This window comes from Serratia sp. JKS296, assembly GCF_900215445.1.
Lineage (GTDB): Bacteria > Pseudomonadota > Gammaproteobacteria > Enterobacterales > Enterobacteriaceae > Serratia > Serratia marcescens.
Map to the genome: position 1 here is coordinate 3,527,668 of NZ_OCMX01000001.1, position 22,341 is coordinate 3,550,008.

The 22,341-nt window shown below is 61.9% G+C and carries 19 protein-coding genes; 7 read left to right on the top strand and 12 right to left on the bottom strand.

All coding sequences use genetic code 11. The annotated features are described in order from the left end of the window. The first annotated feature begins 92 nt into the window (after positions 1-92). The 3 genes from glnP to ybiO all read left to right on the top strand — a co-directional run bounded on the left by glnP (position 93) and on the right by ybiO (position 3,845). A complete protein-coding gene (gene glnP / locus CRO23_RS16865) occupies positions 93-752 on the top strand; it encodes a glutamine ABC transporter permease GlnP (RefSeq protein ID WP_004939229.1) in 660 nt (219 codons plus the stop codon). Then, positions 749-1,471: a glutamine ABC transporter ATP-binding protein GlnQ gene (gene glnQ, locus CRO23_RS16870; protein ID WP_004939230.1), complete on the top strand. Its 723-nt coding sequence runs from the start codon at positions 749-751 to the stop codon at positions 1,469-1,471. The genes glnP and glnQ overlap by 4 nt, the downstream gene beginning before the upstream one ends. Before the next feature lie 154 nt (positions 1,472-1,625). After that, positions 1,626-3,845 carry a mechanosensitive channel protein gene (gene ybiO, locus CRO23_RS16875; protein WP_097102505.1) on the top strand — a complete coding sequence of 740 codons (2,220 nt, stop codon included), beginning with the start codon at positions 1,626-1,628 and terminating at the stop codon, positions 3,843-3,845. 2 nt (positions 3,846-3,847) lie between these two features. On the opposite strand, the gene CRO23_RS16880 is transcribed toward ybiO, so the two are convergent. The 6 genes from CRO23_RS16880 to rlmF all read right to left on the bottom strand — a co-directional run bounded on the left by CRO23_RS16880 (position 3,848) and on the right by rlmF (position 12,032). After that, a complete protein-coding gene (locus CRO23_RS16880; protein WP_097102507.1) occupies positions 3,848-4,858 on the bottom strand; it encodes an alpha/beta hydrolase family protein in 1,011 nt (336 codons plus the stop codon). Continuing rightward, entirely contained in the window at positions 4,846-5,484 is a 639-nt protein-coding gene (locus CRO23_RS16885; protein ID WP_016928519.1) for a GNAT family N-acetyltransferase, read from the bottom strand. Before CRO23_RS16885 ends, CRO23_RS16880 begins: the two co-directional genes overlap by 13 nt. Positions 5,485-5,495: 11 nt before the next feature. Beyond that, entirely contained in the window at positions 5,496-6,065 is a 570-nt protein-coding gene (locus CRO23_RS16890) for a TetR/AcrR family transcriptional regulator (RefSeq protein WP_097102510.1), read from the bottom strand. Between the two features lie 178 nt (positions 6,066-6,243). Beyond that, on the bottom strand, positions 6,244-7,548 hold the full coding sequence (locus CRO23_RS16895) for a methyl-accepting chemotaxis protein (RefSeq protein ID WP_097102512.1): 1,305 nt from the start codon (positions 7,546-7,548) through the stop codon (positions 6,244-6,246). A gap of 308 nt (positions 7,549-7,856) precedes the next feature. Next, entirely contained in the window at positions 7,857-10,856 is a 3,000-nt protein-coding gene (locus tag CRO23_RS16900; protein ID WP_097102514.1) for a DUF4214 domain-containing protein, read from the bottom strand. Between the two features lie 210 nt (positions 10,857-11,066). After that, positions 11,067-12,032: a 23S rRNA (adenine(1618)-N(6))-methyltransferase RlmF gene (gene rlmF / locus CRO23_RS16905; RefSeq protein ID WP_170913119.1), complete on the bottom strand. Its 966-nt coding sequence runs from the start codon at positions 12,030-12,032 to the stop codon at positions 11,067-11,069. A gap of 118 nt (positions 12,033-12,150) precedes the next feature. Here rlmF and CRO23_RS16910 point away from each other — a divergent pair, with 118 nt between their 5' ends. The 3 genes from CRO23_RS16910 (at position 12,151) to CRO23_RS16920 (ending at position 14,133) form a co-directional block, all read left to right on the top strand. Further along, positions 12,151-12,780, top strand: a complete 630-nt coding sequence (locus CRO23_RS16910) for a flavin reductase family protein (RefSeq protein WP_016928524.1) — start codon at positions 12,151-12,153, stop codon at positions 12,778-12,780. 169 nt (positions 12,781-12,949) lie between these two features. After that, positions 12,950-13,210 (top strand): multiple stress resistance protein BhsA, encoded by a 261-nt coding sequence (gene bhsA, locus CRO23_RS16915; protein WP_016928525.1) that lies wholly within the window; start codon positions 12,950-12,952, stop codon positions 13,208-13,210. Between the two features lie 287 nt (positions 13,211-13,497). Then, entirely contained in the window at positions 13,498-14,133 is a 636-nt protein-coding gene (locus CRO23_RS16920; protein WP_004939270.1) for a carbonic anhydrase, read from the top strand. Between the two features lie 63 nt (positions 14,134-14,196). Here CRO23_RS16920 and CRO23_RS16925 read toward each other — a convergent pair whose 3' ends face one another. From CRO23_RS16925 to CRO23_RS16940, 4 genes are read right to left on the bottom strand one after another with little or no spacing between them, the layout of a single operon-like run. Beyond that, a complete protein-coding gene (locus tag CRO23_RS16925) occupies positions 14,197-16,053 on the bottom strand; it encodes a M3 family metallopeptidase (protein ID WP_097102515.1) in 1,857 nt (618 codons plus the stop codon). Between the two features lie 46 nt (positions 16,054-16,099). Continuing rightward, positions 16,100-17,059, bottom strand: a complete 960-nt coding sequence (gene ybiB / locus CRO23_RS16930; RefSeq protein ID WP_016928528.1) for a DNA-binding protein YbiB — start codon at positions 17,057-17,059, stop codon at positions 16,100-16,102. Positions 17,060-17,097: 38 nt separating this feature from the next. Continuing rightward, entirely contained in the window at positions 17,098-17,727 is a 630-nt protein-coding gene (locus tag CRO23_RS16935; RefSeq protein WP_016928529.1) for an FMN-binding negative transcriptional regulator, read from the bottom strand. A gap of 57 nt (positions 17,728-17,784) precedes the next feature. Beyond that, positions 17,785-19,209: an MFS transporter gene (locus CRO23_RS16940; RefSeq protein ID WP_033640935.1), complete on the bottom strand. Its 1,425-nt coding sequence runs from the start codon at positions 19,207-19,209 to the stop codon at positions 17,785-17,787. Positions 19,210-19,308: 99 nt separating this feature from the next. Between CRO23_RS16940 and CRO23_RS16945 the strand changes: the two genes are divergently transcribed. Continuing rightward, positions 19,309-20,148 carry a helix-turn-helix transcriptional regulator gene (locus CRO23_RS16945; RefSeq protein ID WP_097102517.1) on the top strand — a complete coding sequence of 280 codons (840 nt, stop codon included), beginning with the start codon at positions 19,309-19,311 and terminating at the stop codon, positions 20,146-20,148. On the opposite strand, the gene CRO23_RS16950 is transcribed toward CRO23_RS16945, so the two are convergent. Continuing rightward, positions 20,145-20,774, bottom strand: a complete 630-nt coding sequence (locus CRO23_RS16950; RefSeq protein WP_046896927.1) for a LysE family translocator — start codon at positions 20,772-20,774, stop codon at positions 20,145-20,147. The two genes, CRO23_RS16945 and CRO23_RS16950, sit on opposite strands and share 4 nt — an antisense overlap. Positions 20,775-20,853: 79 nt before the next feature. Continuing rightward, positions 20,854-22,305 carry a bifunctional 2-methylcitrate dehydratase/aconitate hydratase gene (locus CRO23_RS16955; protein ID WP_097103113.1) on the bottom strand — a complete coding sequence of 484 codons (1,452 nt, stop codon included), beginning with the start codon at positions 22,303-22,305 and terminating at the stop codon, positions 20,854-20,856. Positions 22,306-22,341 lie beyond the last annotated feature (36 nt).

The following is a 22,341-nucleotide window of genomic DNA, read 5'->3' on the forward strand; positions in this document are numbered from 1 at the left end:
TGGCAAGCTATTAACTTAAGCACAGGGGGCGCTTAACCCCCTGCGCTTCGTTGTATCTGATACCCACGTTTGGGATCACCGGGAGAAATATCATGCAGTTCGACTGGAGCGCCATCTGGCCCGCCATTCCTATCTTGTTAGAGGGCGCCAAAATGACCCTGTGGATTTCGGTCCTCGGTCTGATTGGCGGCCTGATCATCGGCCTCGTCGCCGGCTTTGCCCGCACCTACGGCGGTTGGATCGCCAACCACATCGCGTTGGTGTTTATCGAAGTGATCCGCGGCACGCCGATCGTGGTGCAGGTGATGTTCATCTACTTCGCCCTGCCGATGGCGTTCACCGATTTGCGCATCGATCCGTTCACCGCGGCGGTGGTGACCATCATGATCAACTCCGGCGCCTACATCGCGGAAATCACCCGCGGCGCGGTGCTGTCTATCCATAACGGTTTCCGCGAGGCCGGCCTGGCGCTCGGCCTGTCGCGCCGCGAAACCATCCGCTACGTCATTATGCCGCTGGCGCTGCGCCGCATGCTGCCGCCGCTGGGCAACCAGTGGATCATCAGCATCAAAGACACCTCGCTGTTCATCGTGATCGGCGTGGCGGAGCTGACCCGTCAGGGTCAGGAAATTATTGCCGGTAACTTCCGCGCGCTGGAAATCTGGAGCGCCGTGGCGGTTATCTATCTGATTATTACCCTGGTGCTGAGCTTCGTGCTGCGTCGTCTGGAAAGAAGGATGAAAATCCTGTGATTGAATTTAAAAACGTCTCCAAGCATTTTGGCCAAACCCAGGTGCTGCACAACATCGATTTGAAGATCGACAAAGGCGAAGTGGTGGTGATCATCGGGCCGTCCGGCTCCGGCAAATCCACCCTGCTGCGCTGCATCAACAAGCTGGAAGAAGTCACCAGCGGCGATCTGATCGTCGACGGCCTGAAAGCCAACGATCCGAAAGTGGACGATCGGTTGATCCGCCAGGAAGCCGGCATGGTGTTCCAGCAGTTCTATCTGTTCCCGCACCTGACGGCGCTGGAAAACGTCGCCTTCGGCCCGATCCGCGTACGCGGCGCGAAGAAGTCCGATGCGGAAAAGCTGGCGCGCGAGCTGCTGGCCAAGGTCGGTCTGGCGGAGCGCGCCCACCATTACCCGTCTGAACTGTCGGGCGGCCAGCAGCAGCGCGTGGCGATTGCCCGCGCGCTGGCGGTGAAGCCGAAAATGATGCTGTTCGACGAGCCGACCTCCGCGCTCGATCCGGAACTGCGCCACGAAGTGCTGAAGGTCATGCAGGATCTGGCCGAAGAAGGGATGACGATGGTCATCGTCACTCATGAAGTCGGCTTTGCCGAAAAAGTGGCGTCGCGCCTGATCTTTATCGACAAGGGCCGGATTGCCGAAGACGGCAACCCGCACGATCTGATCAATCATCCGCCAAGCCCGCGTCTGCAGGAGTTCCTGCAGCACGTGTCCTGATCCAAGCGGTTTAACGGCGGGCGCGCCACGCGCCCGCCGCTTTCATTCCGCACGCTCTCCCACGCCCCGTCGCGCCACCTTTCCTACTATATTGATTGTTTTTCATCGTATTGCTTTTATATCCGCCGATCACAGAACGCCAAAGAGAGGAACCATGCCGCCAAACGCATACTCCCGACGAGGTTCTCATCTGCGAGAACACCTGCTTTTCCTGCTGCTGTTGCTGGCCCTGAACGTCTTCGCACCACCGGCGCTGGCGCAAAATGCGCCGCCCGCGCCCGCCGACAAGAGTGAGCAGCAGAAAGCCGCCTACGCCGCGCTGGCCGATCTGCTGCAAGACGACAAAGCGCGCGCGGAACTCATCAACCACCTGAAACAGACCGCCGGCGACGCCCCCGCCGCCGCGCCGGCAACGCCGGAAGAATCGACGCCCGCTACGCTGAGCGACAGCCTGAACTCGCTGGCGCAGGAAGGCATCGGCACCTTTAACCAAAAGCTCGGCGCGCTGCAAAAGCTGATCGACTCCGGCCCGAAGCGCGTTTTCAATCCCGCCGGCTTTTTCCGCGCGCTGGGCTACTTTCTGCTGACGGTGGCGGTTACCTTTGCGCTGTTCCACCTGATCCGGCGGCTGATCGCGCCGCTGTACAAACGCATGGGCAGTTGGGGACACAATGCGCGGCTACAGCGCGGCCCGTGGTATAAACGCCCCGCCGCTATTCTCGGCGCTTTCGCCATCGATCTGCTGGTGCTGCTGCTGGCGCTGGCGGCAGGCAACCTGTTCGCCCGCCATGTCCACGCCGACAGCGCCACCATTCTGCGGCTGCAGACCCTGTTTCTCAGCGCCTTCGCGGTGATTGAATTTTTCAAGGCGGTGCTGCGGCTGATTTTCGCCCCCAACTTCGACTATCTGCGCCCCTTCCCCTTCAGCGACCGAAGCGCGCACTACTGGAACACGCGCCTCGCCTGGCTCAGCGGCCTGATCGGCTACGGCCTGATGGTGGTGGTGCCGGTGGTGGCGGTACAAATAAGCTACCCGGCCGCCGCCACCGTCAACCTGGTGGTGATGCTGGCGCTGACGCTGTACGCCATTTGGCTGATCCTGCACAACCGCAAGCCGATACAGCAACAGATCAACCTGCTGGCCGAACGGTCGATGGCGTTTTTCAGCGTGATCCTGCGCGGCCTGGGGCATATCTGGCATCTGCTGGCGATCGCCTATTTTCTGGTGTTGTTCGTGCTGTCCCAGTTCGACATCGGCAACAGCCTGCGCTTTATGATGAGCGCCACGGTGAAAAGCCTGTTGGTGGTCGGCGTCGGCGCGCTGCTGTCCGGCATGCTGACCCGCTGGATTTTCCGCCGCATTTCACTGCCGACCGACGTCAATCTGCGCTACCCGATGCTCGAGCGGCGCATCAACTCCTACATCCCGAACGGGCTGAAGATACTGCGGGTGATGGTGGTGCTGGCGGTGACGCTGTTCCTGCTCGATGCCTGGCACCTGATCAACCTGTATCAATGGGCGGGCAGCGAAAATGGCCAGCGGACGCTCGGCGGGCTGGTGCATATTCTGCTGATCCTGTTGATCGCCGTGTTCAGCTGGACGCTGATGGCCAGCATCATCGAGCACCGCCTGGCGCTGGAGCTGAGCAACGGCGTGCGGCCGAGCGCGCGCGAACGCACGCTGCTGACGCTGTTTCGCAACGTGTTGGCTATCGTTATCAGCACCATCACCGTGATGATCGTGCTGTCCCAGGTGGGATTGAACATCGCGCCGCTGCTGGCGGGCGCCGGCGCGCTGGGGCTGGCCATCAGCTTCGGCGCCCAGACGCTGGTGAAAGACGTGATCACCGGCGTGTTCATCCAGTTTGAAAACGGCATGAACACCGGCGAATACGTCACCGTCAGCGGCATCACCGGCACGGTGGAGCGCATGACCATCCGCTCGATCGGCCTGCGCGACGACTACGGCGTCTATCACATCGTGCCGTACTCTTCGATCACCACGCTGGCCAACTATGCGCGTGAGTTCGGGGTGTACCGCGCCAACTATACCGTCAGCCGCGACGAGGACATCGATCGGGTCAATGCGGTGCTGCATCAAGCCATCGAGGCGCTGAAGCAGGATGAACAGGTGAAGCATTTCCTGATTGGCGAGCCGGTCTTCAACGGCGTGGTGGCGCTGGGCGATCGCTCGTTCACCACCCGCGTGACGGTGCGCACGCAGGCGCTGAAACAGTGGGTGGTGCAATACGCCCTCGACCGGCTGGTGAAAATCCATTTCGATCGGGCCGGCATCGGCATGCCGCAGCAGGCGATGCAGATTTCCCGCGCGCCGCAGCCGCATGACGAGCAGGCGCCGCCCGCGGCGATCTGAGGTTAGCGCCCGCGCCCGCAGGGCTGAGCGGCCAGGAAGGCCGCCACGTCCTGCCGGTAGGCGTCGTATTGCACCGAACGCGGGGCAAACAGGCCCACCACGTTGGTCAGCCACGGATGGCGCGCGAACAGCGGCTTGACCATCACGTGATCGGCTTCGTCGATGCGCGTCACCGTCAGCAGCGAGGCCGGGATCGTTTGCCGGTAAACGCGCTCGGTTTCGTCCGCGTCCACGTTGACGTCGCGCCCGCCCAGGATCAGGTGCACCGGCGTGGTGAAATGCCGCAATCCCGCCGTCGCGTCGCTGGCCATGTTAGCGCGGATAAAGCGCCAGCGGTCGGCGCTCAATGCGGCGGCGGCGCCATACTCGCGGCGGTACTCCGCGTAGCCGTCCGATTGTTCGAGCAGCGTTTGGATATGGCGCCAATGCGCCTCGCGCGCCTGGATCTGCGCTTCATCATCCCCCGCCGCCGCCATCGCCGCCCGGGTGTTATAGCGCCCCTGTCGCAGCCAGTTGATCGCCGGCGCCACCGCCAGCGTAAACGCGATGTCGGGGCGCAAACGCGCCACCTCCGGCATCACCCACCCCGCCTGGCTGGTGCCCCACAGCCCCACGCAGCGCGCATCGAAGCGCCCGTCCCGCCGGACCCAGTCGATGATATCGACGGTTTCCCGCGCGCGATCCGCCATGGTCTGATGCAGCCAGTTGCCGCCGGAGCCGCCAACGCCCGGCTTATCGAAGGCTAAAACCGCATAGCTCTGCTGCGCCATCGCCTCCCAAATGCCGTAATAGCCTTCGTCGCGGCTGGCGTTGGCCGGCCCATCGCCGTGCACGAACACCACGACGCCGGGCTTGACCGGCGCATGCTCCGGCAGCACCAGCGTGCCGGTCAACCGATTGCCGCCGGCGGTCACCGCGACCGGTTCGGTGACAAAGCGAAAGTCGTTGACGTAAATCACCCAGCCAAGCGCCGCCAAAACCAGCGCCACGAGGCACAGCCCTATTTTGCGCACGTCGCCTCCCCGTTGCGTTTCTCCATCAATATCCAATCGGCCTGGCCGAACAGCAGCCCCAGCAAGGCGTAATGCTCTTCGCGCCGCACCTGAAAGCCGCAGCGCCGGTACAGACGCTGCGCATTCACGTTGCGCCGGCTGACATGCAGGCTCAGACGTCGGCCTGCGCCTTGTTCGGCGGCGTAGCCGTTCATCCACTGCAGCAGCAGCCTGCCCACCCCTTTGCCGCGCTGATTCTCCGCCACCGCCAGGTAAGAGAGATACAGCTCATCGGCCGCCGGGGCATGCTGCAACACCGCCATTTGCAGATACATGCGCCAAACGTTCAGCCAGCCATAGCGGCGACACAGCCGCCAAATCGGCAATCCGCGCGGGCGCAACCCGCCGTCGCCCTCTGCCTCGGCCGCATTGAGGGCAAAAGCCGCCACCACCTGTTCATCCTGCTTCACCACGAAACTGCGCTCCCGGCTGCCGCTTTGCCGCCAACACCACAGCCGATAGAACAGACGCCACTGAAGGCGGGCGCTCAGACGGTGCGCGCGCTGGAATTTGTCGCAGAACGCGGCGTAGATCAACGCCGCCGTTTGCAGCCGGTCAGCGTCGCGATAAGGCTCAATGTGCAACATATCAACCTCGACTAGGGATGCCGGTAGAGCAGTTGTTCCAACAGCCGCACCGGCGTGGTTTCTTCCGGCGCAGGCGACGCAAAGATCGCCTGCCGCCAGGCCTGGCTTTCGATCACGTCCAGCACCAGCTGCGCGAGCGGCAAGGGCGCTATCGCCGGCGCGATCTCGCCGATTTGCTGAGCCTCGGCGATCGTCGTCGCCAGCGCCTCAATCAACTGCCGCTGGTTGGCGCTGAACGGTTCGGCCAATGCCGGGTTACGCGCCACTTCAGCCACAATCTCCGCCGTCAGTTGCACATTGTCCGGTTCGGCGACAAAAGCGTGATAGGCGGTGAAAAAGGCCGACAGCGCCTCTTTCGGCCGCTTTTTCTCGGCCCGCAATGCGGCGGCGAACTCGGCGAATACGCCGTTTTCCAGCAGCGCGATCTCGCCGATCAGCGCCTCCTTGCCGGAAAAATGGTTATAGAGGTTGCCCACGCTGACGCCCGCCGCCTGGGCGATATCCCGCATGCTGGTCTGGTGAAATCCCTTATGGGTAAAGCTGTGCAGCGCAGCGTCGACAATCTTTTCTCGGTTTCCCATCGGCAACTCCCGAAACGGTGAAGGGGGCGCCTGGCGCCATAAATTGACATTAATGAACGAACGTTCGTTCATATCAAGTCTAGCATAGACCGGTAAAATTGAACCGCAGCTCAACGGCGCAGAGATCGGTGGGAAGAGACAAACGCCGCCCCGCTTTCAGGGGCGGCGTCCGGCAGACTCAGTGCAACGCGTCGCCCTGCTTCACCGACGTAAACGCCTGCATCAGCTTCACGACGTCATGCATGCCGATATTGACCTGGTTGATCACTTCTCCGGCGTCATGGGTCAATGCCACACCGCCCCCGGCCTGTTCCACGCAGGTCGCCATGCCGGCGATCGCCGCCGCCACGCCTTGCTGGATAGACTTGGTCATGCGTTCGATCTCGGTCGCCGCCTTGCGCGACTGCTCCGCCAGCGTGCGCACTTCATTGGCCACCACCGCAAAACCGCGCCCGTGCTCACCGGCGTGGGCGGCTTCGATGGAAGCGTTAATCGCCAACAGATTGGTTTGGGCGGCGATTTTACGAATGGCTTCGACGATGGTGCCGATCTGCTGAGAGCACTTGCCGAGCTCGGTGACCACGCCCGACGTTTCGCGCGCCGCCGCTTCGACCTGCTGCATGCCTTTCACCGCCTGCTGCACGATGACCGCGCCCTGCGCCGCCTGCCGGTCGGTATCCAGCGACAGATGATGCGCGTTGCGCACCATCTCTTCTTCATGCTGCTGCTGTTGCATCAATCGGGTGATGTCCTGGGCAATTTTCACTACTTTCACCACCTGGCCTTCATTGTCGAGGATCGGGTTGTAACTGGCCTCCAGCCATACCCGTTCGCCGCGCCGGTTGACGCGCTCAAAACGCCCGGTGATGAACTCGCCGCGCGCCAGGCGCTGCCAATGCCGCCGATAATCGTCGGAAGCGGCGAACGCCGGCGGGCACAGCACCGCATGCGACTGCCCGCACGCCTCTTCAAGCCGATAGCCCATCAGCGCCAGCATATTGTCGTTGGCGCTGACAATGGTGCCCTGCGGCGTGAAAGCGATCATCGCCATCGATCGATTCAGCGCCGCCAGCAGGCTGCGGTGTTCCTGCGCTTGGATCACTCGCTCGGTCACTTCGCTGGCGATCTTGACGATTTCCACCACCTTACCCTGTTTATTCAGCACCGGCGCGTAGGTGCCCTGCAGCCACACCGCCTCGCCGTTTTTCGCGATGCGCTTTATCGTGTCCGTGATGGGCTGCCCCTTATTCAGCGTCTCCCAATGCTTGCGATATAACGGGCTGGCGACATAGTTCGGATCGCAGAAAATACGGTGATGCCGGCCAATCACGTCTTCGCGTTGAAATCCCAGCGTGTTGAGGAAGAGATCGTTGACGCGCAAGACCGTGCCGTCGGGCGAGAATACGATCATGGGAACGGCGTGTTCTATCGCGCCCAGTTCGGCGCCTTTGTGGGTAGTTAACTGACTGAATCGTAACAGCATAAGGTGTAGTCCTTGTGGCAGATGATGGCGCTTTTCTTATTTTGTCTGGCCACATGCCGCGCCCACACGCAGACGTGCCATCGCGGAAGGAACGGGCAGCGCCGAACCTTCTGGTTATTGCTATTAACCGGATTAAATTTATTTATTCAGTAAAGTAATTATTCGAATTTAAATAAACCAACAACCTAAGATTTTTATTATTAAATGCGTAATGAGAATAACGTAAGTAATGAAAATTGAAAGGTAAAATGCGGATTTTTATCGGCGCCGGCAGGATAACCGGCGCCGTTGAGCTAACACATCGCCTCTTACGCGACCAGCGGCTCCGGCTCAGTCACCGTGCCGTTGAGCATGATTTCCGGCACATAGCGCAGTTCATTGAGCAAACTTTGATGGTCCTGCCCCAAGAGCAGGATGACGCTGTCCGCCGCATCCAGACGGTGGTCATCATTGTTATCGACAATGAGGTAACTGCTGTTTTGCTCGCCGAGAACGCTGCTGACCCCGACCTTGGCGCTCAACGCGCCAGGCTGACCGAGATCGAGCAACGCGGCCAACAGCTGGCTGGCGCTGCCGCCCTGCTCGGCCGTCAGGGCGCTGATTCTCGCCTCCATGCCTTGTGCATCGCTGACCCCATAATCCGCCAGCTTAGCGCCGGCGCCATGGGCAATCCGCAGGCCCGAAAGCACATCGTCGATGCTGCCCTGCGTCAGCGAAAAGTCTTTTAACGTCACGCCTGACGCCGCCGTGCTGCTCTGCAGCGTCACGTGGCTTTTCCCTGCGCCGGCCACGATCGTCGTGTCTCCCTGCACGTCAAATTGATCGCTGCCTCCTCCGCCTTTGACCAACAGCTGTTCGCCCTGTAGCCCAAGATCTTCCAGCAGCGGCGCCAATTTGGCCTGCGCGCCACCACTTAACGGCAGCAAGTCCAACATTTGAATGATCGTGCCGTCACCGCTGCCGCCATGAGAGGACGTCAGGGTGAACCCATTACCGGCCAAGGCCGAAGCGTCAACCTGGCGGACCTGAGTGTACCCCTCCGTTAGCGTCAGGTTGAAATTCGCGCCGCCGGACAACGTAATGTCTTGCACCTGATCATTTTGCCCCGTCAGCGTCAAGGCGCCATTTCCCCAGCCGCCGGTGTTAATGGCAACCAATGTCAATGGATTTTCATCGCCATGCGAGTCAAGCGCCAACGAGCCGGCATTACCGCGCCCGGAGAACAACAGATCGAAACGATCGGTGGCATTCTCAAGGAAGGCTATCTCCAGCCGGCTGTCCGCATGATCGCCGATACCGCTGATTTCAAGGCGCGCCGCATCGGCATTGGCGTTGATCACCTTGACGTTATCCGCCCGGCCGGACAACAACAATCCCTCACGGCCAAGCGCCTGCGCCGCCCGGCTCTGCACGACCGTCCCACCGTCCGTTCCCTCTACGGTGGCGTTGCCGCTCAGCACCCCGTAGTCAAACACATGAGCACTCGTCGCCAGCGCTTTCGTGCTGTAACCGTTCCAACCGATTTGCGTCAGCGTAGCTTCCGCCTGGCCGATGTAACCCGCCATATCTATCTGTTCGAAATGACTGAAGTTGGCGGCATTGCTGCTCACCGTACTGATGCGCACGCCAAAGAGATCGAGCGTCGAGGTCATTTTGACGATCAGGTTGGCGGACAAAATATCGTGCCCGTCACCGCCATCGGCGCTGAATATCCATCCCACATGATTGGCGCCGCCATCGGCATTGCCTCCCCATAGCAGGCTGTCATTGCCGTTGTTCAGATAAAAGTGCCCTTGGGCGGCGGCGAGATCGGCCTGCGAAGTGAGCTGCACCCGATCGTCGCCATAGGTGCCATGCACTGTCACATTGGCATTGTTTACCGTTATGTCCACCCCATACCGAGCCGCAGGGTTATTGTGCAGCCAGATATCCGCCGCAGCGTCGCCATTGACGATCAGGTAAGAAAGCTGCGAGGCATAGCTCAGGTCAACCGTGACGTCCGCGTCAGCATCCAGGAACACCCTGAAAAGCACGGCGGTTTCCGCATTGCTCAGCGTATGGTGAGCATGCGTATTCACCGTACCCGACGCGTTGCCGCCGCCCTCGCTGGTGGCGAGAGACGCGGTCGTTTTATACGCCAGGCTGGCGCCGACATCGCGCGCGAACATCCACTGTTCATACTGAACATCACCTGTCGGCGGCGCATTGATCAGATCGGCGATCACCGCCTGCGTGACCAGGGCCTTGTCGCCGCCCAACGTCCGGTAGTGGTCCAACTGCTGTTCATTCGCCGCCCGGCCATGCACCGCCTGATAGACGTGCTGAATAAAGTCGTCCCCCTGTAAACCACCGATCTGCGCCTGAAATTCCGGCGTCGCCAGAAGGGCCGTGACCAATTCGGCATAGCTCAAGGTGCCGGAGGCCAGCGTCTTGCTCCAATTGTCCAGCGAGACGCTGTCCACCGCCCGCTCGGGCAATGCACGGAACAGCGCCGCTATCTGCTCCAGATACTCGGTCGCCGGCAGTTCGCCCGGCGAATATTCCTGGCCCGCCGCATTGAAATGCTGTTGAGCCGCCGCATCCTCCGGCGCCACCACCCCGCGCAACTGCGCGATCATATCCACCAGCAGATCGCCGCGCGTCGCGCCTTCCGCCAGCCGTTGCTGGTAAGCGGCCAGTTCAGTTGCCGTCGGTGGCCGTTCGAATCCCTGAGCGAACAGATGCAAAATGAAGTCATGATCGGAAAGATCGTTAAGCGGCAGGGTGGCAATCTTGCTCTGCGCCAACGCAGCCAGATCGCCCCCCTGATTGAGCAGCTTGCCGTCATGCGCAATTTCATCGGTCTGCCAGGGCGCTCGCAGCAGATAAAACATCGCCTGCGCGTCGCCGCTTCCGCCGGCGGCATCGGCGGCCGTGCCGGGATACAAACCTTCTGCAATGCGCTGATCGAGCGCATCACGCTGCGCCAGCATCACCGGATCGTCCCCCAGATAGTTAAAGAGGTCGATGACGACGCTGGCGACAGCGCTGTTGAAATGCCCCTGTTGCAGTAAGGCATTGATGTAATCCGGATCGGGAGCGCTATTGTAAACGGAGAAATAAACCTGGCTGAGAATGTCGTATTCGCTTTGGCCGCTCATCCAACCAGCATCGGGTTGGCTCATTAGAATACTGGCCATATAGGCGGGCGGCTGGCTGCCGATATCAAATGCGCTGTCGTAGTAATCGATTTCCGCCGCCGTCGGCAAACGCCCGAAAATGCCGATGATTAAGGCGCCGATCTCTTGTTGCGTAGCTAAAGGAATCATAATAAATCCCGTCAGTGTAATGGACTAAGTTCGCGGCATGGCTGTGCCGCGGCCTGTCTCCTACCTCGCGAAGAGAGACATTGCACACTGCCTGGAGGGGTTTTTATAGGTATGACTACAGTTAAGAAATGCTGATGCGATAAGTCAATAAAACGGGGAAAACCGATCCTCGGTATGGGACTTTGCTCCCATACCGAGGTACCTGAAGGCTTAACGCCAGCGTTCGGCTGCCCAGGCGGCCTGTTGCTCGGCGTCGTGGAAGGTCCAGGCGACGAAGCGGCTGATCTTCTGCCCTTGCGCCATCTCGATGGTGCGCACCTCGGCCGCGCCCGCCACCTTCAGCGCATGATAAATGGCCGGCAACGTGGTGTTTTTCGAGATGAGCGAGGTGAACCACAGGCAGTTGTTGGCCTTGCCGACGCTCTCCTCCACCATCTTGCGCACAAAGGCTTCTTCGCCGCCTTCGCACCACAGCTCATTGTTCTTGCCGCCGAAGTTTTGCACCGGCTTGGCGGCCACTTCCCCTTTGCCCAGTTTATGCAGCTTGCGGCGGGTGCTGGCGCGCGCTTCCTGCTCGGACGCATGGAACGGCGGGTTGCACAGGGTGGCGTCGAATTTCTCGGCCGCGCCGATAATGCCGTTAAAAATCAGCTCAGGCTGTTTTTGCAGCCGCAGGCGCACGCTGTTGCGCAGCGTCGGGTTCATCTCGACGATCATCTTGGCCGAGTTGAGCGACACCGGATCGATTTCGGAGCCGGTGAAACGCCAACCGTATTCGCGCAGGCCGACGATCGGGTAAATGCAGTTGGCGCCGACGCCGACGTCGAGGATCGCCACGCCCTTGCCGCGCGGGATCTCGCCGCCGTTGCTGGTCGCCAGCAGATCCGCCAGGTGATGCAGATAGTCGGCGCGGCCGGGGATCGGCGGGCACAGATAATCAGCCGGAATATCCCAGTGTTCGATGCCGTAAAAGTGTTGCAGCAACGCACGGTTGAGCATTTTCACCGCCGCCGGATCGGCGAAGTCCACCGAGACATCGCCCCAGGCGTTCGGTTTTACGAACGGCGCCAGCGCCGGGCAGCTGGCGATCAGCGCCGGGAAGTCGTAGCGCGAACGATGACGGTTGCGCGGATGCAAGCCGCTTTTCTGCTGCGGGAAGGTTTTCTTTTTTTCCACCGTGACGGGCTCTCTTGAAGGGATTTCCGGCGCGTAAGATAACACATCCGGCCCGCAATGGCGCAGCGGCGGGAAACCCGGCACAATGAAAACTTCATCGATTGCCGCAGGACGCCCCATGAACCGTGAATCTCGTTATTATTATGAACCCGCCGCCGGCCACGGCCTGCCGCACGATCCGCTGAACGCCATCGTCGGCCCGCGCCCCATCGGCTGGATCTCTTCCCGCAGCGCCGCCGGCTTGCGTAATCTGGCGCCCTACAGCTTTTTCAACTGCTTCAACTATCGCCCGCCCATCATCGGTTTCGCCAGCACCGGCTGGAAAGACAGCGTGGCGAATATCGTGGAAACCGGTGAGTTCGTTTGGAACCTGGCGACACGCCCGCTGGCGGAAGCGATGAACAACAGTTCCATCAACCTGCCGCGCGGCGAGGACGAATTCGCCTTCGCCGGCGTTACGCCGCTGCCCGGGCGCCGGGTCAAAGCCGAGCGCGTGGCCGAAAGCCCGGTGAACTTCGAATGCCGGCTGACCCAGTGCATTCAGCTGCAAACCGCCGCCGGGGAACAGGTGGAGACCTGGCTGATATTGGGCGAAGTGGTGGCGGTGCACCTCGATCCGGCGCTGCTGGACGAACACGGCGTCTACCAGACCGCCGCTGCCGAACCTATCCTGCGCGCCGGCGGCCCAACCGCCTACTACGGCATTTCCGAACAGCACCGTTTCGATCTGGCGCGCCCGACGCGCTGATCGTCTCCCCCTGTTTATGCAGAAGATGAACGGGGGGAATTAATAATCAAAAAATCTGAACAAAATTGTCAACACTCTCCGATTTCATCCCGACTGTCACTGCGCAATAATCTTCCCATCGAAAGGCAAACCCCTTTCTCCCTAATTCACTTTGACAGGAATGACGAACATGAAAACCATCAAAACTTTTGCTGCCGCTATCGCCCTGGCCACCGCTTCTTTCAGCACTTTTGCCGCTGAACACGTCAGCGCCCAGGATGCCGCCCAATTCGAAAAAGCCGGCGTGATCGTCGCCAGCGGCGCAACCGACCTGAGCAGCCTGAAGTCTCAGCTGGCCGCCAAAGCCGATGCTGCAGGCGCCAAGGCTTTCACCATCACCTCTACCAGCGGCAATAACCTGATGCACGCGACCGCGGTTATCTACAAATAATCGCCGCCCCAGACGTCAAAAAGCCCGCCGGATATCACCCCGGCGGGCTTTTTTTATGTTCGCGTACGTCAGCGCTGAATGGGTACGACAGCGAGTTTTTTGCCGTCCGCATTATCACCACCCCGCGCGCCAACGAGCCGGAAAACTCTGTCGCAAACAGGCAGAAACCCTGTATTCAATGGGGTTTGCGGGGGGCTTGCACACACATTTTTTTACCTGCCTATGGCTGGACTAACGGAAGAGGATGATTATCATGTTACGCAGACTACAGATGCAGAGAGCGTTGTATGCAACATATCATTGAAGGTTTCCTCAGTTTCCAGAAAGAGATTTTCCCACAGCGTAAGGAACTGTTTCGCAGCCTTGCCTCCAGCCAAAATCCTAAAGCGCTTTTCATCTCCTGTTCTGACAGCCGTCTGGTTCCCGAGCTGGTGACGCAGCAAGAACCTGGGCAACTGTTCGTTATCCGCAACGCCGGCAACATCGTTCCTTCCTTTGGCCCGGAGCCGGGTGGGGTTTCTGCGACCATCGAGTACGCAGTGGTGGCATTGGGTGTTACTGATATCGTGATTTGTGGCCACTCGAACTGTGGCGCCATGAAGGCTATCGCGTCCTGCCAGTGCCTCGACCCCATGCCTGCGGTAGCTCACTGGCTGCACTATGCGGATGCGGCAAAAGCGGTGGTCGAGAAGAAAACCTGGAATAGCGAAACAGACAAAGTTAACGCTATGGTGGAAGAGAACGTTATTGCTCAGCTAAATAATATCAAAACCCATCCTTCTGTGGCGGTGGGTCTGCGCAACAGCGGGCTGCGCCTGCACGGCTGGGTGTACGACATCGAAAGCGGCGAAATTCGCACGCTGGATAGAAACACCAAGAGCTTCGTGTCTCTGGCCGATAATCCCGACGTCTATTTCGAATAAAATAACGCCTGGTTTTAACCATTAAATAAAATCCACGCTTCCGCGTGGATTTTATTGTCAGCCTTAAACCAAACGCGCCTCTATCGCCGCGGCGAAGTCGCGGCACATCCGCTCGTCACCCTCGGCGTTGTCCGCCAATACCCTATCGCCATCCACTACCCGGATGTGCGCCTGCAAATCGAAATCTGCCGGCGGCTGCGGGCGCTTGGCCGCGGCGGCCATCGTCTGCTGCGCCTCATGCCACGCCTGCGCCACCGTCTGGTTGCAGGCCTGCGCCAGATAGTCCGGATTAAACCCTTCGCCGGTCAGGCTGCGCAGCGTGTCGTCATGGCTGACGCTGTTGCCCGGCAACCAGTAGTGTTGCGCCAGATCCGGGCCAATGGCCGGGTTGTCCGTCAGATAACCGTCGCGCTGCAGGAAGAAGTGGCGGGTTTGTTCCACCGCCATCATCGCCAGCAGGTAGCCCTGATAAGAACAGGCGGACTCCAGCGACAGCAGATGCGGGATCGCCAGCGTCGGGCGCGGGCTGCCGCTGATGCCGAGGATCTTCTGCTCAACCTCGCGCGCCAGCGCGGTGATGGCTTCCGGCGTGCGCTGCCCGTCATCCCACTGATACAGCGCCCACTCGAAGTACGGCACCAGCAGGATATGGCGTTCGTTGAACGCGCGCATCGGCTGGCGCGCCGCGATGCCGGCTTCGATCAGCGCATCGGGCACCGCCTCACCGGCGGCGTTTTTCGCATAGCGTTTCAGCCAATCGGCGTCGTCCAGCAGGCTGTCGCAGAACATCGACTGGGTTTCGGCATAGGCCATCGAAGTCGGCGGGAACTCCTGCGAGAAGCACGGCGCATTCTGGCGAATGTTGGCGAAATGCGCCGCATGGCCGCCTTCGTGGAACAGCGTGTTAAGCCCGTAAGCCCCGCTGCCCACCTGCCCCGGCTGCGCCAGACTGGTGAAGTTGATGCGCGCCGGCACCCATTCCCCCTGGCGTACAAACGGCGGCACCGGGCCGTGCATGAAGCCGTTCTCATACTTGCCTTTGCGCACCAGCAGATCGAGGTTCATCTCCGCGCCGCCAAAACCGATGTGCAGGCGTTTGAAGCTGTCGACCCAGCGTTCCAGCGAACGGGAAAACGGGAAATAAGGATCCAGTTGGCGGGTGACGTCGCCGGCGCTGGCGAAGCGGACGTTCCATGGCTCCAGCGCCTGGCTGCCCTTCTCGGCCGCCAGCTGTTGCAGACTGCGCGCGTTGGCCTCGCGGGTTTCCCGCTCGAAGCGATCCAGAATGGCGAACAGCTGCTCCGGCGTCATGCGCTCGGTCTTGTTCACCTTGTAGTCGAAATAGTTGCGATAGCCCATCTGGCGCGCAAAGCGGTTGCGCAGGCCGATCAGCTCTGGCAGGCCGTTATGCAGCAGCCATTGCTCCAGATCGCGCAGCGCCTGCTGCGAGCTGCGGCGGTAATCTTCGTTCGGGTTGGTCGCCTGGTTGGTCAACAGCTCGCCGAGCGAAGCCGCCACGCGCCGGCCATCGGCGTTCAGATGGGTGACCTGATAGCCCTTGCGGCGCGAGTAGAGATCGGATTCGGCGTGGATGATCTGATCCAACAGCGCCTGCGCCTGCGGATCTTCAATGGCGTTGCAGTCGAAAAAGCGCAGCCAACCTTGCAGGCCGTGGATCAGCGCATCGCGCTGCGCCTCCTGCGGCAACGCTTCCAATCCGGCCAGCAGATTGCGGATCTCGGCCAGCCGGCGCGGTTCGGCGATAAAGCGCTTATAGGCGCTTTCCGCGGCGGAAAAGCGCGCCGAGACGTCTTCGCCGCCGGTGCCCATGTAGTTTTGCCAGAACAGCTCTTCTTTGGCGCGGTGTACGTCGAGGTAATCCTGGTTCAATTGATTGAAGTAATCGAGAGCCTGTTGCATAACCGTCCTTCTCAACCGATGAGGAAATATCCCAGTATAGTCGCGCTCAGGCCTGATGCAGGCGTTTCAGCCCCTGCTCCAGCGTCTCGCTCTCGCCGGCGGCCACCAGGCAACAGGCGACCTGCCGCTGGATGGCCTGCGGGATCGCCACCTCGCCCGCCAGGCAGCGCTCGGTCCAGCGCGCGGTGGTTGCCGCGTCTTTCGCCGCCGGCAACGCCGGCGTTTCATCCTGCAAGGTGCGCTCCAGCAATATGCGCTGTTCGCCGCCGACGATATGGTGAATCTGCGGGCAGCGCAGCGGATTGGCGTAGGCTTCGCCTTCGGTGCCGTGCATCAACAACCCGCGGGCGCCGATCTGACGGAAAAACGACGCCACTCGGCCGACATACTCCGGGTGTGAGACGCTGGCGAGACGCAGCGCATCCTGTTCGCCGAACGGCGTCGCCAGCTTGGCCAACGTATGGGCGCTGTTGCGCACCCCCATGCGCCAACGCAGCCCGAGCTGCCGCGCCAGCGGCGCCGACAGCGCTGAAACCGGCATGAATACCGCCTCGCCGTTATCGAGACGCTGTTGGGCGTGAGCGGCCTGTTCCGACCACGGCAGCCCAAGCGCGCGGAAAATCTCGGCGCTGGTCACGCGGGTGCTGTCGTCCAGCACGCCGTGCACCACCACCGGCAGGCCCACTTTCGCGAGCAGCAGCGCCAGCAGCGGCGTCAGATTGGCCTGCTTGCGCGCGCCGTTATAGCTCGGCAGCACCACCGGCAATGGCCGCCCCTGCGGCGCCTGCAGCGGCAAGACCTGCTGCTGCATCGCCTGATAGAACCCCAGCATCTCCTCTTCGGCTTCGCCCTTGATGCGCAGCGCGATCAGAATGCCGCCCAACTCCAGCTCGGGGACCTCCCCGGCCAGCATCGCCTGATACAGCTCAAAGGCGGTCTGTCGATCCAGATCGCGCGCATGGTTTTTGCCGCGGCCTATTTCTTTGATAATTTTGGTGTAATCCATCCGAAGGTTCCCTCAGCTCACTCTTCGGTTAGCATACCCTATCCGCGCCGCCGCTCAACCTCCGCCGCCAGCCGCCGCTGCGCTTCATCGCCATCGCGCAGCCCGGCGATCACCCCGCCGGCATCGTCGGCGCTGCGGTTTTGGCTCATTTTCCATTTGCCTTCGCGCCGGGTGACGGCGATCTCGATACCGACGATGCCTTTAAGCTGTGCGGCGATGTAGTTGGCCGGCGCATCCTCGATCCGCCAGGGTTCAGGACGCCGCCCTTCCTGCTGCGCGGTGAAATCGATCAGTTGGCGGCGCAGCCAGGCCGGGTCGTCCGTCACCGTCGGCACGCCATGCAGCTGCACCACGCTGTAGTTCCAGGTCGGCACCACCTTGCCGGTCTGGCGCTTGCTCGGGTACCAGCCGGGCGACACATAGCCCTCCTGGCCCTGAAAAATTACCAGACATTCCGCCGCCTGTTGCAACCGTCGCCAGTGCTCGTTGGCGCGCGACAGGTGCGCCCGCAGCCGGATCTGCCCCTGTTCGACATCGGCCAGAAACGGCAGCGGATCGGCCGTCAATCCCTGCTCGCCGTGGCTGACCAACAGCCCCAGTGGGTGGGCGCGCACCAACGCCAGTTGGGCATCCAGATCGTCTTCGCGAAATGCGGCGGGTTGAAACATCAGTGTGGCTCCTTATCGCTCTCTCATGATGTCGACAGTAAAGCACCCGCCGGCGGCCTACTTAAGATCCGCTTTCTGAGTATTTCGAGTGATCCGGTTTAACAAGATCAGGGCGACGCCCATCGCCACCAAATTACAGAGCATCGCGCCGGCAAAGGCCTGCGCATAGCGTTCCGCCGCGCCGCCGCTCGCCAACAGCGGCACAAAACCGACGCCGCTGACCACGATGCCCAGCGCGCCCCCCACCTGCTGCACGGTGGCCACCAGACCCGCCGCCATGCCCGCCTGCCGCTCCGGCGCCAAACCGAGCACCAGATTCAGCAGCGGCGTCATGCTCAGCGCCTGGCCGAATCCCAGCACGACCAACCCCGGCAGCAGCCGCAGCGGATGCGCCAGCGCCCCGCCCCACAGCGCCTGCGCCATCAATAGCGCCAACCCGGCGGCGTAAATCGCCACACCCGCGCTCAGCACGCCGTTGCCCCAACGCAACGTCAGCCGGGGCGCCAGCATCGAGGCCAGCATAAAGGCCGCGCTGGCCGGGGCGAACAGGCTGCCCGCCTGAAAAGGCGTCAGCCCCGCCCCCGCCTGCAGCAGCAGCGCGAAGCACAAGAAAAACGAGGAGGCGGTGGCATAAATCGCCAGCACCACCGCCATGCCCGGCGCGAAGCCCGCCTGGCGGAACAGCGCCGGATCGAGCACCGCATCATCACCGCGCTGCGCCAGGCGGCGCTCCCAACGCAGGAAGCCCCACAGCGTCAGCAACGCCAATGCCAACATCGGCGCGATCCACCACGGCCAACCGCGCGCCGGGCCTTCCAGCAATGGCAGCAGCAACAGCGACAGGCCGGCCGCCGCCAGCCACAGGCCAACGCCGTCCAGCCGCTGCGCCTGCGCCACTCGCGATTCGGGAATGCGCCGCGCCGCCCACAGCGCCAGTGCGCCGATAGGCAAATTGATCAAAAAGATCATGCGCCAGCCGCTGCCGAACAGGTTGGCCTCGATGATAAATCCGCCGAGGATCTGGCCAAAGATTGCCGCCAACCCCAGCGTCATGCCCAGCCAGGCGAAGGCGCGCCGCCGCTGTTGCGGCGCGTACAGCACCCGCATCAAGGCGTAAATTTGCGGGAACAACAGCGCCGCCGCCGCCCCCTGCAGGATACGCGCGGCGATCAGCAGGCTGAGCGATCCCGCCAGCCCGCACAACAGGGAGCTCAGCGTGAAACCCAGCATGCCGAGGCTGAACAGACGCCGACGCCCGAAGCGATCGCCCAGACGCCCACCGGCGATCAACAGCACCCCAAACGCCAGTTCATAACCGGCGACGATCAAACCGATACCGGCGAAATCGGCGGCGAACTGTTGCTGGATCACCGGCGCCGCCACGTTGACCACAAACAGATCGAACACCGTGACGAAGCCGCCTAACAACAGCACCGGCAGACCGGGCAATCCCCGCCGTTCAACAGATAATGAATGTTCCATACCACCTCCAGAGATTATGATGGCCGCAGTATGGAATAGAGTTTAAACTGTTACTATATAGCCATTTATACTATTACTGACAGCAACAGGACGGCCGACATGCCCCCACGCACCCTCGAACGCACCCGCCACGAACTGGGGGATTTTCTGCGGCAAAAGCGAGAACAACTGTCGCCAGAGTCAGTCGGCTTGCCGAGCGGCAGCCGCCGCCGCACGCCGGGCTTGCGGCGCGAGGAGGTAGCGGCGCTGGCCGGCGTCGGCCTCACCTGGTACACCTGGCTGGAGCAAGGCAGGGAAATCAATGCGTCGGTGACGTTTTTGGAAAATCTGGCGCGGGTGCTGCAGCTCGACGCCGCCGGCCGCTACCACCTGTTCTTATTGGCGCATCAGCGCCCGCCGGTGCCGGTTGGGCATCAGTGGTGCCAGGTTTCGCCGTTGGTGCGGCGTCTGCTGGACGATTTGGCGCTGCGGCCGGCCTACGTCATGAACCTGAGTTGGGACATCATCGCCTGGAATCCGGCGGCGCAGCGGCTGTTCGCCATCGGCGATCGCCCGGCGCAAGAGCGCAACATGTTGTGGATGCTGTTTGCCGATCCGCAGCTCAATGAGCGCCTGCTGGAGTGGCAAGCGCAGGCGCCGCAAATCCTGGCCAGCTTCCGCCGCGACTACGCCCGCGCGCCGGAGGATGAGGTGATGCGCCAACGGGTGCAGGCGCTGGAGCGGGTGTCGCCGCCGTTCCGCCGGCTCTGGCGGCAGCATGACATTCACGGACGCTGTCAGGGGCGGCGCAGCTTCGTCGTCCCGGAGATCGGCCCGGTCACCTTTGACCATGCCTCTTTCATCGTCGACGAAGAGAACCATCTGCGGCTGGTGATGTACAGCGCGCTGCCGGACGAACCGGCCAGCACGGCGTTTGAAGCGCTGCTGCGCGAGGATTAACGACGGCTGTCGAAAATGAGTTTGCAGGCCAGCCCGGCGAACACGCCGCTCAGCAGGTAGTTCGGCCAGCGGGCGCTGAAACGGCGGCCGGCGAAACGGCTTTTCATGCCGCTGACCGCCAGGATCACCCCGCCGTTAATCAGCAAGCCGACCAGATTCAGCACCGTCGCCAACGCCAGCATCTGCACCACCACCGAGCCGGCGCGCGGATCGATAAACTGCGGAAACAGCGCCAGCACGAACAGCGCCATCTTCGGGTTGAGGATGTTGGTCAGCAGCCCCTGTCGGAAAATGCGCGCCGTCGGCACCGCCTGCAACCCGGCGGAAGCCTGCAGACTGCTGCCGGATCGCAGCGTTTTCCAGGCCAGATAAAGCAGATAGGCTGCGCCCAACATTCTCACCGCGTCGTAAGCCAGCGGCACCGCAACGAACAGTTGCGACAACCCCAGCGCCGCCGCCAGCGCATGGCAGTAAGTGCCGAGTTGAATACCCGCCAGCGAAGCGAAACCGGCCCGCCGCCCCTGGCTGACGCTGCGCGAAGCGATCAGCAGCATATCCGGGCCGGGGGTCAGCGCCAGCGCCACGCAGGCGCCGGAAAACAACAACAGCGTTGCGGCATCAATCATGAATCACCTGATAAGAAGACGGACGGGGATGGAGCGTCCATCATAGCGACGCCGACCTGGCTTGTCAGCGCCGCTCGCGTCAGATCACCCACAAATCGAGATACTCGTTGACCGGCATCTGCGCCAGCCGCTGCCGGTCCAGCGACACCTCAAGAATGCGCTGCTGCTGCAGGGCCGGGAACTGGCGCGCCAGGTTGGTTTTGAACTTCTCGATCAGCAGCGGGATGCCCGCTTCGCGCCGCCGCGCATGGCCGATAGGATACTCCACGGCCACCTCATCCAGACGGCTGCCGTCGGCGAACTCCACCGTCAGCGCATTGGCGATCGAGCGTTTTTCCGGATCGTGATAATCGCGCGTGAAGGCGGGATCTTCATGGCAATGTATCTTGCTACGCAATGCGTCGATGCGCGGATCTTCGGCCACCCGGTCCTCGTAATCCGCCGCCGTCAGCCGGCCGAACAGCAGCGGGATCGCCACCATATACTGAATGCAGTGATCGCGATCCGCCGGATTATCCAGCGGCCCCTGCTTGTCGATAATGCGCAGGCAGGCCTCGTGGGTGCGGATGCTCACCCTGGCGATATCGGCGGCGGTTTTGCCGGCGGCCTGCATCTGGCGGTGCAGCGTCATGGCCGCCTCCACGGCGGTCTGGGCATGGAACTCCGCCGGGAACGAAATTTTAAACAGCACGTTCTCCATCACATACGCGCCGTATGGCCGCTGGAAGCGGAAAGGTTTGCCGTTGAACGAGACGTCGTAGAATCCCCAGATCGGCGCCGTGAGCGCCGAGGGATAGCCCATCTCACCGGTGGCGGCCATCAGCGCCAGCCGCACCGCGCGGGCGGTCGCATCCCCCGCAGCCCAGGATTTGCGGGTGCCGGCGTTAGGCGCGTGGCGGTAGGTGCGCAGCGACTGCCCGTCCACCCACGCCAGCGACACCGCGTTCAGGATCGCCTCGCGGCTCAGGCCGAGCAGCTGCGCCACCACCGCGGTGGACGCCACCTTCACCAGCAGCACGTGATCCAACCCTACCCGGTTGAAGGCGTTTTCCAGCGCCAGGCAGCCCTGGATCTCATGCGCCTTGATCATGGCGATCAGCACCTGCCGCATGGTCAGCGGCGCTTTTCCCGCCGCCACCGCCTGGCGAGAGAGCCAATCGGCCACCGCCAGGATCCCGCCCAGGTTGTCCGACGGGTGGCCCCACTCCGCCGCCAGCCAGGTGTCGTTAAAGTCGAGCCAGCGGATCATGGTGCCGATATTGAACGCCGCCTGCACCGGATCCAGCTGGAAACGGGTGCCGGGCACCCGGCTGCCGTTCAGCACCTCGGCGCCCGGCACCACCGGCCCCATCAGTTTCTTGCAGGCCGGGTAGCTCAGCGCCTCCAGCCCGCAGCCGAGGGTATCGAGCAGGCAATAATGGGCGGTGCGGTACGCCGCCGGGGTATCGACGGCCTCTTTCATCACATAATCGACGATATCGACCATTTCGCGATCGAATGGCGGACGGCGGGTATTGGCAGACTCAAGCATCATGATTCCCAAAGGCTCCAGAGTGAAAACGACACG

Excerpts from the sequence above, each read along its gene's own strand:
- CRO23_RS16920 (WP_004939270.1), top strand. The coding sequence starts at position 13,498 with ATGCAACATATCATTGAAGGTTTCCTCAGTTTCCAGAAAGAGATTTTC.
- ybiB (WP_016928528.1), bottom strand. The coding sequence starts at position 17,059 with ATGGATTACACCAAAATTATCAAAGAAATAGGCCGCGGCAAAAACCAT.
- CRO23_RS16890 (WP_097102510.1), bottom strand. The coding sequence starts at position 6,065 with ATGGGAAACCGAGAAAAGATTGTCGACGCTGCGCTGCACAGCTTTACC.
- glnP (WP_004939229.1), top strand. The coding sequence starts at position 93 with ATGCAGTTCGACTGGAGCGCCATCTGGCCCGCCATTCCTATCTTGTTA.
- CRO23_RS16925 (WP_097102515.1), bottom strand. The coding sequence starts at position 16,053 with ATGCAACAGGCTCTCGATTACTTCAATCAATTGAACCAGGATTACCTC.
- CRO23_RS16955 (WP_097103113.1), bottom strand. The coding sequence starts at position 22,305 with ATGCTTGAGTCTGCCAATACCCGCCGTCCGCCATTCGATCGCGAAATG.
- CRO23_RS16885 (WP_016928519.1), bottom strand. The coding sequence starts at position 5,484 with ATGTTGCACATTGAGCCTTATCGCGACGCTGACCGGCTGCAAACGGCG.
- CRO23_RS16895 (WP_097102512.1), bottom strand. The coding sequence starts at position 7,548 with ATGCTGTTACGATTCAGTCAGTTAACTACCCACAAAGGCGCCGAACTG.
- ybiO (WP_097102505.1), top strand. The coding sequence starts at position 1,626 with ATGCCGCCAAACGCATACTCCCGACGAGGTTCTCATCTGCGAGAACAC.
- CRO23_RS16950 (WP_046896927.1), bottom strand. The coding sequence starts at position 20,774 with ATGATTGATGCCGCAACGCTGTTGTTGTTTTCCGGCGCCTGCGTGGCG.
- CRO23_RS16945 (WP_097102517.1), top strand. The coding sequence starts at position 19,309 with ATGCCCCCACGCACCCTCGAACGCACCCGCCACGAACTGGGGGATTTT.
- bhsA (WP_016928525.1), top strand. The coding sequence starts at position 12,950 with ATGAAAACCATCAAAACTTTTGCTGCCGCTATCGCCCTGGCCACCGCT.
- CRO23_RS16900 (WP_097102514.1), bottom strand. The coding sequence starts at position 10,856 with ATGATTCCTTTAGCTACGCAACAAGAGATCGGCGCCTTAATCATCGGC.
- CRO23_RS16910 (WP_016928524.1), top strand. The coding sequence starts at position 12,151 with ATGAACCGTGAATCTCGTTATTATTATGAACCCGCCGCCGGCCACGGC.
- CRO23_RS16935 (WP_016928529.1), bottom strand. The coding sequence starts at position 17,727 with ATGTTTCAACCCGCCGCATTTCGCGAAGACGATCTGGATGCCCAACTG.
- CRO23_RS16940 (WP_033640935.1), bottom strand. The coding sequence starts at position 19,209 with ATGGAACATTCATTATCTGTTGAACGGCGGGGATTGCCCGGTCTGCCG.